Below are 13334 nucleotides of genomic sequence, written 5' to 3'. Positions count from 1 at the left end.
CCCACAATCACCTCCGGACGATGCACCACCGCCCGCTGAAAACCCGTCCGCTCCTCATCAAAACCCTCCTGACCAGGAACGAACACCTCACCCCCGACCCGCTCGGTCAACGCGTCGACTCCGGCGATCCGAGCAGCCTCCGGAACCGGCTTCGAGAATTCGCTCACCATTCTTCACCCTTTCCACAGAACCGGGGTGGGGTCCGGCCCTGACGATCGATGTTCGATGCGGCGGCCACGCCGCGTCCAATAGACAAGCCTTCTGGCTGCCAGCAGCGTTCGCTATGAAGGCCCGGTGCGCGACGTCATAACGAAGGCTGCTGGCGGTCAGAAGTCCTGACTATTGGACGTCGTGCGACGGGGTGTTCCACGATGGCAGGCGCCATGGGCAGTCCATTCGAATTCCTTCCCCTAAAGGAGACGTTACATGGGAAATTCTGAGAGTACGGCTGAGATGCACCGGATCTTCAATAACGCTGCGGACGTGTACGACCAGAGCGGGGTGGAATTCTTCGGCCCCATCGGGCGGCGGCTCGTCGAATTCTCGGGAATCGGTGCCGGGCAGTCCGTTCTCGATGTCGGCTGCGGCCGCGGCGCCGTCCTCTTCCCGGTGGCCGAGGCGACCGGGAAGAGCGGTGAGGTCATCGGTATCGACCTCGCGGAGGAGATGGTCAAGTACGCCGAGGGCGGCGCCCGGGAGCGCGGCCTCGGCCACGTGACCACCAGGGTGATGAACGGTCAGCAGCCCGACTACCCGGCCGGCCGGTTCGATGCCGTCATCGGTGGCTTCAGCGTCTTCATCTGGACCCACGGTTCCGCCGAACTGAAGCCCTACCGGGAGCTGCTCCGCCCCGGCGGCACCTTCGCGGCCAGTGCGCCGTCCTTCTTCCCCACGTCCACCGGGAAGTGGGGCTTCCTCCCGGAGGACGTCCACGACCTGCTGCTGCCGCACATGACTCAGCCCAAGGACGGCGACGCCTACGACTGCCCCTTCACGAATATCCACAACAACTGGCTGGTGACTCCGGAGGCCGTGGAGTCCACCCTCACCGGCGCCGGCTTCGTCGACACGGAGGTCGTGGAGGAGGACCTGCCCCTCACGGTCGAGTCCGGTGCCCAGTGGGTCCGGTGGACCCGCTCGCACGGCATGCGCCGTCTCTGGGACCGGCTCTCCGAGCAGGACGCCGAGGAACTCGCCGCCGAGGTGGCCCGCAGGCTGGACGCCCTGCGAGGTGACGACGGGGTCATCACCCTGCCGACCCCGATCGTCTACATGAAGGCCCGCGCGCCCCGGGACTGATCCGCAGCCGAGGGGCGTCGGGTGCGTCCGTCGCGTCACGCCGACGCGGTCATCCGCCGCAGACCGGCGTACTCCAGCGCCGCGTAGACCGTCACGATCAGTGCTCCGATCAGCATGAAGGCGACACCGAATCCGGTCAGCGGCACCATGTCGCCGAAGGCGGTCACGACGCAGCCCACGGCGGAGACGGCGTTCACCGCGATCGCGGCCCGGGCGAGCCCGGGCGGGATCGCGGGATAACCCGCGATCAGCGCCAGCGCGGCCGCTCCGCCGATCTGGTAGATCCCGAAGCCGGCCGAGAACGCCACCGGCATCCCGGTGGCGGAGCCGAGGGGCCCGCCCGCCGCGATCAGGACGACGCCCATCACTGCGGTGCTCACACTGTCGATCCGCAGCACCAGGCGCAGCAGCCGGGCCGCGTCCCGCGGGGGCGCGGCCGGGTCGGTCGTGGGCAGGGTGTGCGTCATCGAGAATCTCCTCCTCGTCGGTCGGTGACGCCACCGTGACACGCCACAGGTGGCGGACTCCATGACCTCCGAGGTCATGGCCTGTGCGGCGACACTGGCTACGGTGGACCCTCATGGAGACGGAAGACCTGCCCCGTGTGGGCCTGTTACTGCGCGACTGGCGGCAGCGCAGGAAGCTCAGCCAACTCGATCTGGCGCTGAAGGCGGACACCTCGACCCGGCACCTGTCCTGTGTGGAGACCGGCCGCGCCCGGCCGAGCCGGGACATGGTGCTGCGGCTCGCCAAGCACCTCGACGTCCCGCTGCGCGACCGCAACGGACTGCTCCTGGCCGCCGGTTACGCGCCGGCGTACCGGGAGTCCCCCCTGGGCAGCGACCGGATGACGATGGCCCGCTCCGCGCTGAAGACCATGCTGGCCGGCCATGACCCCTTTCCGGCCGCCGCGATCGACCGGACCTGGGACGTCGTCGACTGCAACCGTGCCATGTCCGTCCTGCTCAACCTCGTCCCGCCGCACCTGACGGACTCGGGCGCGAACGTGATGCGGCTGATCCTCCACCCCGACGGCCTGGCCTCCCAGTGCCTGAACTTCGCCGAGGTCCGTGCCCACGCCCTGGGCCGCCTCCTCCACCAGGTCAACGCCACCGGCCATCGCGACCTGCGGGAGCTGTACGACGAGGTGTCCGCGTACCCGCCCCCGCCCGGCCCGGCCGCCGAGTCCCGTCCGGTGGACCCCATGGGCATCGTCGTGCCGCTGCGCGTCCGCACACCCGTCGGGGACATGTCGTTCTTCAGCATGATCGCCACCTTCGGCGCCCCCGCGGATGTGACGCTCTCCGAGATCGCGGTGGAGGCGTTCTTCCCGATGGACGAGGAAACGGAGATCCTGCTGCGGAACCTGGCGGCCTGAACCGGCGACGGGGCGGCCATGGGCCGGACAGGCCCCGGGGCCCGGTCCGAACGACCGGCCCCGGACACGTCACTGCGGGCTCGACGAGCCGGCGGGCCCGCGCCCAGGACGTGGTACCGCACTCTGCCGACCGGGTGTCACACCCACGTGACAGGCAGGGACGTGAGCCCCCGGAAGGCGAATTCGCCAGGCGCGTACTGGGGTGCGAAACCCTCTTTCAGCCGCAGTTCCGGCAGAGCTTCGACCAGGGTCCGAAGCGCGGTTCGGGCCTCGAGCCGGCCCAGGCCGGCGCCGAGACAGAAGTGGATACCGTGGCCGAATCCCAAGTGCCGCGACGACCCTTGGCGGTCGAGCCGGAAGGCGTCCGGATTCGTCACCCAATTCGGGTCCCGTCCGGCCGCGGCGAACATCACGCGTAACCGGGATCCCTTCGGCAGCTCCTGACCGTCGATGCGCACCGTCTCGGTCGTCACCCGAGGCGCCCCCTGCACGGGTGAATCGAAGCGGAGTCCTTCTTCCACGGCCGCATCGATCAGCTCGGGATTCGTGACGACCTTCCGCCACAGTTCCCGCTCGGAGAGCAGATGGAACACGGTATTGCTGATCAGGTTGGTGGTCGTCTCGTGACCGCCGGCGATCATCACGCGCAGCGCGACCACGGCATCGTCGACCGTGCACACCGGATCGTCCGCCGCCGCAGCCCGTGCCAGAACAGTGAGCAGGTCCTCCGCCGGCCGTCGGTGCCGCAGGTCGAGGAGGTCGCGGACGTACGCCTCGTAGGTGATGAGACTCCGCGCGCAGCGCAGCTGCTCCTCGGCCGGCAACGGCGTGACCTGCAGGGCGATCCAGTCGTCGTGCCACGCCTTCACCGTGGCCCGGTCCTGGGCCGGTATGCCGATGATGTCGCAGATCACCGTCATGGGCAGGGGGAGCGCGAACTGCCGCAGGAGATCCGTCCGTCCGGCATCGGCGAATTCCCGCACGAGGTCCTCGGCAACGGCACGGATCGAGGGTTCGATCCTGCGCAGGTTGCGCGGCGCGAAGAATTCACGGAACAGTCGGCGGAAGCGGGAATGGGTGGCTGATTCCGCGCTGAAGAGGGAATCGTGGTAGTACAGGGTCCGGTTCAGGACGGCCCGGCATTCGGGAGTGAAATCGAAGGTCCCGTCCGAGCTGTAGCGATTCGCGAACCGGGCATGATCCCGGCTCAGGTCCTCGATCTCGGCGCGCCCGGTGACGAACCATTCGTCGATACCGGTGTGATGGGCAACCGGCGCGGTGCTGCGCGTGGCGGCGAAAGCGTCATAGGGACACTGGATGTATGCCTCGGACCGCGGGTCGTACAGCTCGTCGACGGCTGAGCCGGACGCCACGGTGTCGAATTGCGACACAGTTTTCTTCCTTTCGGCCGTGAAGTCGGTCCACATTCGGCGCCATCAATGATCGATCGGCCCTCTCCGGAGAGTCCAATAGTCAGGCCATCTGGCAGCTAGATGGCCTGACTATTGGACTCCGGCGGGGTACTGCTGACCCTTGAGCCGGGCTGTCAGCGCCCGGCGGCGCTTCGCGACTCCGTGGATGCGGCCGGGTCGCGCACATGAACTGCTCCCCCCCCCGGGGGGGATCGACGTCGCTTCCGGCGGACTGGCCGTCCGAAGGCACCGACTTTTGCTCTGCTCGCCGGCAGATGCCGTCTCGTCCGGAAGTGATCAGTCGATGTCTGGATTGTCGGTCTCTTCGAGGAGGCGGGCCGCGAGGTCGTCGGCCCACTCCAAGGCCCAAGCGCGGAGTGCGGTGATGATGGTGCCGTCGAGCCCATAGGCGGCGAAGGCTTCGTCGTCAGTCCACTCGGCGCCCGTGAGATTCGCCTGCAGATCCTCGCGCTCGAAGCGACCGCGGGCGTGGCGGCGGCCGAACTCCTCGAGCTCGGCGTTGGTCCGGTGGCGGGAGGCTGCGAACACGTCGATCAAGTCGCGGGGCGCTCCGCGGTCGGCGAGGGCGCGGACCTTGGTCCCGATCACGTCCTCCTCTGCGAGGACGGGCCCGTACGGGCTCTGGGCGATAGGCCGCCAGAAGATTTCCTTGAGGATGTCGACTTCGCAGTCCTGCCCGGTGGCAGGGTCAGTCACGGTGAAGCGGGCGGACAGCGGAGCGGTCTCCAGCGCGTGCACTGCCCAACCGCGGGCTTCCAGGCCAGTGCGCAGCGTGGCCGCGATGTCGGCCATGGGCGCCGGGTTCTCGGTGGCGACATCGAGGTCCTGGCTGGGGCGGTTCACGAGGCGGTGCGCCGCACGGCGTATCCACCGGTGAGAACCAGTGGATACGGCGAGCCGAGCGCGATCACATCCGCCAGGAGTCGCCTGTGCAACTCCGGCATGTCCGTCATGCGGCGGCCCGGGTGCGGGAGGCGAGCTCAGAGAAGGCGTCTTCCCACACGGAGCGCACGGTGCGACCGACGAGTGTGCGTAGCACCGGCCACATCTGGAGGAGAAGGTCCCGGTTGAGGTATTGGGGCAGATCGTCGCGCAGGCCCTCGTGCAGAGCGGTGCGGTACAGACCCATGCGCTGGCGAGGCTTGCTCATGTCGTACGAGGTCATCCCCGACCAGGCCATGTGCAGCGGCAGCTCCACGACCCCTTGGGTTGGGCCGTGCAACTCGTCCAGCGACTCCGGCAGCCGCCGCCGGAACTTCTCCCGGTACAGCGCGAGATCCTCGGCGACCGCGCCCGAGGAACCGCTCGGCGCGGGGGTGGGGTGCTGCGGGCTGGAGGACATGCCTCCATTATGGCGGCTGGGGGCCGGTAAGGGTCATGATGCGCGAGCTTGCGTCCGCAGTGAGCGGGAGCGGGCTGTGCAGGGTGTCTGGGTGTGACAGTGGGGCGGTGAGCCGAAACCTGGCACTGCTCTTCTATGGCTTGCTCAGGCCGACATCTCTTTTCCGGTGACGCATCACGTGGAGTGCCAGGCGATCCGTTCCCCCAGCCCCCAGAGGCCGACGATCTCTCGGCTCCGTCCCAAGCGCCTGAGGAGTCCCACAGGCGCAGCCGAACCCCTCCTGGCTCGCATGCGCGCAGGTCAGAAGGGGTGTAGCGGGTTTCCGAAGGCTGTCAGATGTCCCGGAAGATCTCGATCTGCGCCCCCACCGAGTTCAGCCGCTCCGCCAGGTCCTCGTAACCGCGGTTGATGACATAGACGTTGCGCAGGACCGAGGTGCCCTCGGCCGCCATCATCGCCAGGAGCACCACCACCGCGGGGCGGAGCGCCGGCGGGCACATCATTTCCGACGCCCGCCAGCGTGTCGGCCCTTCGACCAGCAGCCGGTGCGGGTCGAGGAGTTTGACGCCGGCGCCCAGGCGGTTGAGGTCGGTCAGGTAGATCGCGCGGTTGTCGTAGACCCAGTCGTGGACGAGGGACGAGCCCTGGGCCGTCGCGGCGATGGCCGCGAAGAACGGGACGTTGTCGATGTTGAGTCCCGGGAACGGCATGGGGTGGATCTTGTCGATCGGCGCCCGCAGCTTCGACGGGCGCACGGTCAGGTCCACCAGCCGGGTGCGGCCGTTGTTGGCCGGGTACTCCAGGCTCCGGTCGTGGTCGAGGCCCATCTCCTCCAGGACGGCTAGCTCGATCTCCAGGAACTCCACCGGCACCCGGCGGACCGTCAGTTCCGACTCCGTTATCACCGCCGCGGCGAGCAGGCTCATCGCCTCCACCGGGTCCTCGGAGGGGGCGTAGTCCACATCGCGGTCGATGTGCGCGACGCCGTGCACGGTCAGCGTCGTCGTGCCGATCCCCTCGACGGTGACGCCCAGTTGCTCCAGGAAGAAGCACAGGTCCTGGACCATGTAGTTGGAGCTGGCGTTGCGGATGACGGTGACGCCGTCGTGCCGCGCGGCGGCCAGCAGCGCGTTCTCGGTCACGGTGTCGCCGCGCTCGGTCAGCACGATCGGGCGGCGCGGGGTGACGTCCCGGTCGACCTGCGCGTGGTACGTGCCGTCCGTCGCCGTGACCTCCAGGCCGAAGTGGCGCAGCGCGGTCATGTGCGGCTGCACGGTGCGGGTGCCGAGGTCGCAGCCGCCCGCGTAGGGGATCCGGAAGTGGTCCAGCCGGTGCAGCAGCGGGCCCAGGAACATGATCACGCTACGGGTCCGGCGGGCCGCCGCGGTGTCCATGCTGTCCATGTCGAGCCGTGCGGGCGGGACGATCTCCAGGTCGCTGCCGCCGTTGACCCAGCGCGCCCGGACGCCGATGCTTCCCAGCACCTCCAGGATCCGGTAGACCTCCTCGATCCGGGCCACCCGCCGCAGGGTCGTGCGCCCCGAGTTGAGCAGCGACGCGCAGAGCAGTGCCACGCAGGCGTTCTTGCTCGTCTTCACGTCGATGCTGCCGGACAGCGGCCGGCCGCCGACGACGCGGAGGTGCATGGGGCCCGCGTAACCGAGCGAGACGATCTCGCTGTCCAGGGCCTCGCCGATGCGGGCGATCATCTCAAGGCTGATGTTCTGGTTGCCGCGCTCGATACGGTTCACGGCGCTCTGGCTCGTCCCGAGAGCCTCGGCCAGCTCGGCTTGAGTCCAGCCTCTGTGCTGGCGGGCGTCTCGGATGAGCTTGCCGATGCGTACGAGGTAATCGTCTGCCATGCGAGTGAGGATATCTCAGATATGAGATGAGGCTCGGGTGGCGAGCCGGGTGTGCCACCTGCCGACACCCGCAGGGAAACCGCTGCGGGGCGGGAGAAATAAACACGTTCCCACCCACATACTGCACCGGGGTGGGAATCCGGGCCTGTCGGGCGGCGCGGACGGTGGAACGGCCCGGTCCGGCCGGGGTGTGCGGGGGTCCCCGGGGTCCTCGCCGTCGTCCCGCGGAAAGCCGGCGGCTGCCGTACGGCCGATCGGGTGACGGCCCTACGATCTTCAACATCTGTCGCGATCCGTCGCACGCGCGCACGGCCACCCGGGGGAGGAGTCGAGATGTCCACATCCGCCGCCACACCTGCCGAGCCCGGCGCCGGAGGCGCGCTGGTGCTGCCGCCCGAGCGGGGGCGGCGCGTTCTGGGCGTGTGCGCTGTCGCCGTGGCCCTGATGGCGGCCCTCCTGCTGCTGGAGGCGGTGTCGATCCTGGGGGCGGCGGCTCTCTCGAAGAGTCCCGCGGTCGGCTTCGCGGAGATCGTGGCCGCTCCGGGTGTGGCCGGTTACGCCGCCCTGCCGGTGGCGACCGGGGTGCTCACCCTGCTGGTCTCGCTGGTCCCGGCGTGGCGGCAGCCGGAGCTGCGGATCGACGCCGCCGGCCTCACCACGGTGCGTGGCCGCCGGGCCGGGACCGTCCCCTGGGGCGACGTCGAGGCGACCGGCTTCACCCGGGGCGGTGGCGTCCTGGTGCTCGTTCTCCGCGCCCACGCCGCCCTTCCGGGCGGGCGGGAGCTCGACCGGTCCCGGCCGGTGCCCTACTACGCGCTCGGGGTCGCCGTGCGCGGCCGGCTCCGCCGTGAGCGGCGCCGCCGGATCCGCGTCGCGATCGAACACTTCGCGCCCGGCCGCCATGCCGAGGAGCCGTTGCGGCGCGCCTGAACGCTCCCGGCCGCCCGCCCCGTACTCCCCGGCATGCGTCCTCCGCATCCGCCTCCGCATGCCGTGGGGCCGCGGCCGTGAGCCGCCCGGCCACCGCGCCGTGCCGCCGCCCCGCGCCACGTCATCCCGCGGCCCACCTCCTCAAGGTGGTCGCCTGCCCCAGGCTGTCCCCGCATCCATTCTCTGACTATGGTCAGAGAATGGATGCAGCGCAGACCGCACAGCAGACCGATGCGGCGCAGGCCGAAGCAGGGCAGACCGATGCGGCACGGATCGACGCAGGGCAGGTCGACCAGGTGCGGCGGTTCAACCGCACCGTCACCGAACGCGTGGGCGTGCTCCACGATCACTATCTGGGCCGCGACCGGCCCATCGGCGAGGCCCGGCTGCTCTGGGAGATCGACGAAGCGGGGCAGGACGTACGGCGGCTGCGCGAGCGGCTCGGGCTGGACTCGGGCTACGTCAGCCGTCTGCTGCGCTCCCTGGAGGCCGGGGGACTGGTGACCGTGGAGCCGCACGCCCGGGACCGGCGGGTGCGCACCGTCCGGCTCACCGCGGCGGGCCGCGCCGAGCGCGCCGTGCTCGACGGTCGCAGCGACGAGCTGGCCGGCTCCCTGCTGGAGCCGCTCAACCCCGCACAGCGCGCCCGGCTGGTCGCCGCCATGGCCGAGGCCGAGCGGCTGCTCACCGCTGGGACCGTCGTCCTGGACCCCGTGGACCCGGACTGCCCCGACGCCCGGACCTGCCTGCACGCCTACTACTCGGAGCTGCAGGAACGCTTCGACACCGGCTTCGACTCCGAGCGGAGTCTGCTGCCGGACCCGGGTGAACTCCGCCCGCCGCGCGGCCTGTTCCTCGTCGCGCGGCTGCACGGCGAACCCATCGGCTGCGCCGGCCTGAAGCTGCCGCCCGGCGCCCCGGCCGAGATCAAGCGGATGTGGGTCGCTCCGCGGGCCCGGGGGCTCGGGCTCGGGCGACGGTTCCTTGCCGAGCTGGAGGCGCGGGCCGCCGGGCACGGCCGCGACCGGCTGCGCCTGGACACCAACAAGGCGCTCGCCGCCGCGATCGGCCTGTACCACTCCTTCGGCTTCGAGGAGGTCGAGCCGTTCAATGACGAGCCGTACGCCCACTTCTGGTTCGAGAAGCGGATCACCGCGCGTCCCTCGGAGTGAGCCCACGGTCCTCGGAGTGAGCCTACGGTCGGCGGATCGGCACCCCGAAGGACTCGCGGGCGCTCGGTGGCGGCACTCGCCCCTTGGACGGTCACCGGGCACTCGCATCGGTCAGGCGCGCCATCGTGCGCGGTCGCCGCACTGGCCCATGGCGTGGCCAGTGCGGCGTGCCCGAGGTGACGGTCGGCGCAGTCAGCGGGCGATATGGGAAAGAGAATTCCGCAATGTGCTACTACGCGTAAATGACGCAGACGTTGGGGACGTAGCCCACGGTGCCCCGGTAGTTGACCTTGCGCCAGCCGTTGTACTTGTCGATCCCGCACGCGTTCCTGTACGTGCCGCCGGTGTGGCCGGAGATGTCGCAGCCCTTGGTCCCCTTGGGCCACGTGCCGAGGATGGTGGACGCGGTGGTGGCCGACTTGCGGATGTTGAGGGTGCTGAGCGACTTGAGGCTCTTGCACTTCGCCGCGGCGGTGGTGGCCACGGTGCCGCTCTGTGCGGTGGTCGCGGCGGAGGCCGCCGGTACGAGCCCGGCCAGTGACAGAGCCGCGACGGCCGCGGGGACGATGAAACGCTTCTTCAAAGGGTGCTCCAGTTTCTGGGGTGTCTGTGATCACGCCCGAGAGTGCGGAACGATCTTATGTGTACCTGTCATCCGCGACAGGACCGGAAGTGGGAGTGCTCGCTGCCGGTCGGTACCTCTCTGCGTAAAGCCGGCGGCGGACGCCGCCGGTGCTCGCGTGCGGCGCCTCTGCGTGACGGCTCGGCATGCGGCCCCCCACGGTCCACCTCGGCCGTCGGCCGCCCGGCGCCCCGGTGCGATCGCCCGCGCGACCGGGGTCGGTGAGACATCCGGGTTCGGTGAGACGTGAGGAGAAGGGGGTGCGTTCGCTGAGTGAACGCGTGAATGAGGGCGGTCACCGACGGCCGTCAGGGCATGACCGCGCGGCGGTCATGTACTAGAGTTATCTCGACATCGAGATATCTGCTGGAGGCGTACCGCTTGCCCGCTGCTCACCGAATCCGAGTAAGGGTTACCTAACTTAGCCTTACCTCAGCGGATCGGCAAGAAGCTGCACCGGCAGGATTGCGGTGGTACGCGCACATTGATGAAGGAGACTGTCGTGTCGGCGAACAGCTTCGACGCCCGCGCCACGCTGAGCGTGGGCGACGAGTCGTACGAGATCTTCCGGCTGGACAAGGTGGAGGGCTCCGCCCGTCTGCCGTACAGCCTGAAGGTGCTGCTGGAGAACCTGCTCCGCACCGAGGACGGCGCGAACATCACCGCCGACCACATCCGGGCTCTGGGCAACTGGGACTCGAGCGCCCAGCCCAGCCAGGAGATCCAGTTCACGCCGGCCCGCGTGATCATGCAGGACTTCACCGGTGTGCCCTGTGTCGTGGACCTCGCCACCATGCGTGAGGCCGTCAAGGAGCTCGGCGGCGACCCGGCGAAGATCAACCCGCTGGCCCCGGCCGAGCTGGTCATCGACCACTCCGTCATCGCCGACAAGTTCGGCACGAAGGACGCCTTCGGCCAGAACGTCGAGCTGGAGTACGGCCGCAACAAGGAGCGCTACCAGTTCCTGCGCTGGGGCCAGACCGCGTTCGACGAGTTCAAGGTCGTCCCGCCCGGCACCGGCATCGTCCACCAGGTCAACATCGAGCACCTGGCCCGCACCGTCATGGTCCGGGGCGGCCAGGCGTACCCCGACACCCTCGTCGGCACCGACTCGCACACCACCATGGTCAACGGCCTCGGTGTGCTGGGCTGGGGCGTCGGCGGCATCGAGGCCGAGGCCGCGATGCTCGGCCAGCCGGTCTCGATGCTCATCCCGCGCGTGGTCGGCTTCAAGCTGACCGGTGAGCTGAAGCCCGGCACCACCGCCACCGACCTCGTGCTGACCATCACCGAGATGCTGCGCAAGCACGGTGTCGTCGGCAAGTTCGTCGAGTTCTACGGCGAGGGCGTCGCCGCCACCTCGCTCGCCAACCGCGCCACCATCGGAAACATGTCGCCGGAGTTCGGCTCCACCGCCGCGATCTTCCCGATCGACGACGAGACCCTGAAGTACCTGCGCCTGACCGGCCGCGACGAGCAGCAGGTCGCGCTCGTCGAGGCGTACGCCAAGGAGCAGGGCCTCTGGCTCGACCCGGCCGCCGAGCCCGACTTCTCCGAGAAGCTGGAGCTCGACCTCTCCACGGTCGTCCCGTCGATCGCCGGCCCGAAGCGCCCGCAGGACCGCATCGTCCTCGCCGAGGCCGCCGAGAAGTTCGCCCAGGACGTGCGCAACTACGTGCCGGTCGCCGACCTGGACGAGGCGGGCGAGGAGTCCTTCCCGGCCTCCGACGCCCCGGCCGTCACCAACGGCGTGCCGACCAAGCCGACCCTGGTCACCGCCCCCGACGGTTCGACCTACGAGATCGACCACGGCGCCGTCACGGTCGCCGCGATCACCTCCTGCACCAACACCTCGAACCCGTACGTCATGGTCGCCGCCGCGCTGGTGGCCAAGAAGGCGGTCGAGAAGGGCCTGACCCGCAAGCCGTGGGTCAAGACCACCCTCGCCCCGGGCTCGAAGGTCGTCACCGACTACTTCGACAAGGCGGGCCTGACCCCGTACCTCGACAAGGTCGGCTTCAACCTCGTCGGCTACGGCTGCACCACCTGCATCGGCAACTCCGGCCCGCTCCCGGACGAGGTCTCCAAGGCCGTCAACGAGGCCGACCTCGCCGTCACCTCGGTGCTCTCCGGCAACCGGAACTTCGAGGGCCGGATCAACCCGGACGTCAAGATGAACTACCTGGCATCCCCGCCGCTGGTCGTCGCGTACGCCCTCGCCGGTTCGATGAAGGTGAACATCACCACCGACGCCCTGGGCATCGACCAGGACGGCAAGCCGGTCTTCCTCGCGGACATCTGGCCGACCGAGGCCGAGGTCAACGACGTCGTGGCCAACGCCATCGGCGAGGACATGTTCAACAAGTCCTACCAGGACGTCTTCGCGGGCGACGCCCAGTGGCAGGCCCTGCCGATCCCGACCGGCAACACCTTCGAGTGGGACACCGAGTCCACCTACGTGCGCAAGCCCCCGTACTTCGAGGGCATGACCATGGAGACGACCCCGGTCCAGGACATCGCGGGCGCCCGCGTGCTGGCCAAGCTCGGCGACTCGGTCACCACCGACCACATCTCCCCGGCCGGTGCGATCAAGGCCGACACCCCGGCCGGCAAGTACCTCACCGAGCACGGCGTCGAGCGTCGTGACTTCAACAGCTACGGCTCCCGCCGCGGCAACCACGAGGTCATGATCCGCGGCACCTTCGCCAACATCCGCCTGCGCAACCAGATCGCGCCGGGCACCGAGGGCGGCTACACCCGCGACTTCACGCAGGACGGCAGCCCGGTCTCCTTCATCTACGACGCCTCCCAGAACTACCAGGCCGCCGGCACCCCGCTGGTCGTCCTGGCGGGCAAGGAGTACGGCTCCGGTTCGTCCCGTGACTGGGCCGCCAAGGGCACCGCGCTCCTCGGCGTCAAGGCCGTCATCGCCGAGTCCTACGAGCGCATCCACCGCTCGAACCTCATCGGCATGGGCGTCCTCCCGCTCCAGTTCCCGGAGGGCGCCACCGCGGAGGGCCTCGGCCTCACCGGCGAGGAGACCTTCTCCTTCACCGGCGTGACCGAGCTCAACAACGGCACCACCCCGCGCACGGTCAAGGTCACCACCGACACCGGCGTGGAGTTCGACGCGGTCGTCCGCATCGACACCCCGGGTGAGGCGGACTACTACCGCAACGGCGGCATCATGCAGTACGTGCTGCGCTCGCTGATCCGCAAGTAAGGATCACCGCCGGGCCCCCACGGGCTCACGGATCCAACTGAGGGCCGCACTCCGGAAACGGAGTGCGGCCCTC

At 69.4% G+C, this 13334-nt stretch carries 10 protein-coding genes and 1 pseudogene; 5 read left to right on the top strand and 6 right to left on the bottom strand.

Annotated features, from left to right (window positions below; translation table 11 throughout):
* Nucleotides 1-426: 426 nt before the first annotated feature.
* A complete protein-coding gene (locus tag ACFYYR_RS05695; protein WP_388847238.1) occupies nt 427-1299 on the top strand; it encodes a class I SAM-dependent methyltransferase in 873 nt (290 codons plus the stop codon).
* Nucleotides 1300-1334: 35 nt separating this feature from the next.
* Here the strand turns inward: ACFYYR_RS05695 and ACFYYR_RS05690 are convergent, their stop codons facing one another.
* Nucleotides 1335-1766, bottom strand: a complete 432-nt coding sequence (locus tag ACFYYR_RS05690; RefSeq protein WP_388847236.1) for a hypothetical protein — start codon at nt 1764-1766, stop codon at nt 1335-1337.
* Nucleotides 1767-1879: 113 nt separating this feature from the next.
* Here ACFYYR_RS05690 and ACFYYR_RS05685 point away from each other — a divergent pair, with 113 nt between their 5' ends.
* Nucleotides 1880-2677: a helix-turn-helix domain-containing protein gene (locus tag ACFYYR_RS05685; protein WP_388847234.1), complete on the top strand. Its 798-nt coding sequence runs from the start codon at nt 1880-1882 to the stop codon at nt 2675-2677.
* 137 nt (nt 2678-2814) lie between these two features.
* On the opposite strand, the gene ACFYYR_RS05680 is transcribed toward ACFYYR_RS05685, so the two are convergent.
* The 4 genes and pseudogenes from ACFYYR_RS05680 to ACFYYR_RS05665 all read right to left on the bottom strand — a co-directional run bounded on the left by ACFYYR_RS05680 (nt 2815) and on the right by ACFYYR_RS05665 (nt 7314).
* On the bottom strand, nt 2815-4068 hold the full coding sequence (locus ACFYYR_RS05680) for a cytochrome P450 (RefSeq protein ID WP_388847232.1): 1254 nt from the start codon (nt 4066-4068) through the stop codon (nt 2815-2817).
* A 318-nt stretch (nt 4069-4386) separates the two neighbouring features.
* A pseudogene (locus ACFYYR_RS05675) lies at nt 4387-5063 on the bottom strand (nucleotidyl transferase AbiEii/AbiGii toxin family protein).
* A complete protein-coding gene (locus tag ACFYYR_RS05670; protein ID WP_388847230.1) occupies nt 5060-5452 on the bottom strand; it encodes a hypothetical protein in 393 nt (130 codons plus the stop codon). The pseudogene ACFYYR_RS05675 and the gene ACFYYR_RS05670 overlap by 4 nt, the downstream one beginning before the upstream one ends.
* Before the next feature lie 332 nt (nt 5453-5784).
* Complete coding sequence (locus ACFYYR_RS05665; protein ID WP_388847228.1) at nt 5785-7314, bottom strand: helix-turn-helix domain-containing protein; 1530 nt, start codon at nt 7312-7314, stop codon at nt 5785-5787.
* A 333-nt stretch (nt 7315-7647) separates the two neighbouring features.
* Here ACFYYR_RS05665 and ACFYYR_RS05660 point away from each other — a divergent pair, with 333 nt between their 5' ends.
* A complete protein-coding gene (locus ACFYYR_RS05660; RefSeq protein WP_388847226.1) occupies nt 7648-8244 on the top strand; it encodes a hypothetical protein in 597 nt (198 codons plus the stop codon).
* Between the two features lie 272 nt (nt 8245-8516).
* Nucleotides 8517-9416: a GNAT family N-acetyltransferase gene (locus ACFYYR_RS05655; RefSeq protein WP_388847293.1), complete on the top strand. Its 900-nt coding sequence runs from the start codon at nt 8517-8519 to the stop codon at nt 9414-9416.
* 232 nt (nt 9417-9648) lie between these two features.
* Here ACFYYR_RS05655 and ACFYYR_RS05650 read toward each other — a convergent pair whose 3' ends face one another.
* A complete protein-coding gene (locus tag ACFYYR_RS05650) occupies nt 9649-9999 on the bottom strand; it encodes a hypothetical protein (RefSeq protein WP_351514134.1) in 351 nt (116 codons plus the stop codon).
* A 526-nt stretch (nt 10000-10525) separates the two neighbouring features.
* On the opposite strand from ACFYYR_RS05650, the gene acnA reads away from it, so the two are divergent.
* Nucleotides 10526-13261 carry an aconitate hydratase AcnA gene (acnA, locus tag ACFYYR_RS05645; protein ID WP_388847224.1) on the top strand — a complete coding sequence of 912 codons (2736 nt, stop codon included), beginning with the start codon at nt 10526-10528 and terminating at the stop codon, nt 13259-13261.
* Nucleotides 13262-13334 lie beyond the last annotated feature (73 nt).

The sequence above is a fragment of the Streptomyces sp. NPDC001922 genome (assembly GCF_042891165.1).
In the GTDB taxonomy this organism is placed as follows: Bacteria; Actinomycetota; Actinomycetes; order Streptomycetales; family Streptomycetaceae; genus Streptomyces.
This window is presented reverse-complemented; position numbering and strand designations above follow the sequence as displayed.

Excerpts from the sequence above, each read along its gene's own strand:
- ACFYYR_RS05695 (WP_388847238.1), top strand. The coding sequence starts at position 427 with ATGGGAAATTCTGAGAGTACGGCTGAGATGCACCGGATCTTCAATAAC.
- ACFYYR_RS05690 (WP_388847236.1), bottom strand. The coding sequence starts at position 1,766 with ATGACGCACACCCTGCCCACGACCGACCCGGCCGCGCCCCCGCGGGAC.
- ACFYYR_RS05685 (WP_388847234.1), top strand. The coding sequence starts at position 1,880 with ATGGAGACGGAAGACCTGCCCCGTGTGGGCCTGTTACTGCGCGACTGG.
- ACFYYR_RS05670 (WP_388847230.1), bottom strand. The coding sequence starts at position 5,452 with ATGTCCTCCAGCCCGCAGCACCCCACCCCCGCGCCGAGCGGTTCCTCG.
- ACFYYR_RS05665 (WP_388847228.1), bottom strand. The coding sequence starts at position 7,314 with ATGGCAGACGATTACCTCGTACGCATCGGCAAGCTCATCCGAGACGCC.
- ACFYYR_RS05660 (WP_388847226.1), top strand. The coding sequence starts at position 7,648 with ATGTCCACATCCGCCGCCACACCTGCCGAGCCCGGCGCCGGAGGCGCG.
- acnA (WP_388847224.1), top strand. The coding sequence starts at position 10,526 with ATGAAGGAGACTGTCGTGTCGGCGAACAGCTTCGACGCCCGCGCCACG.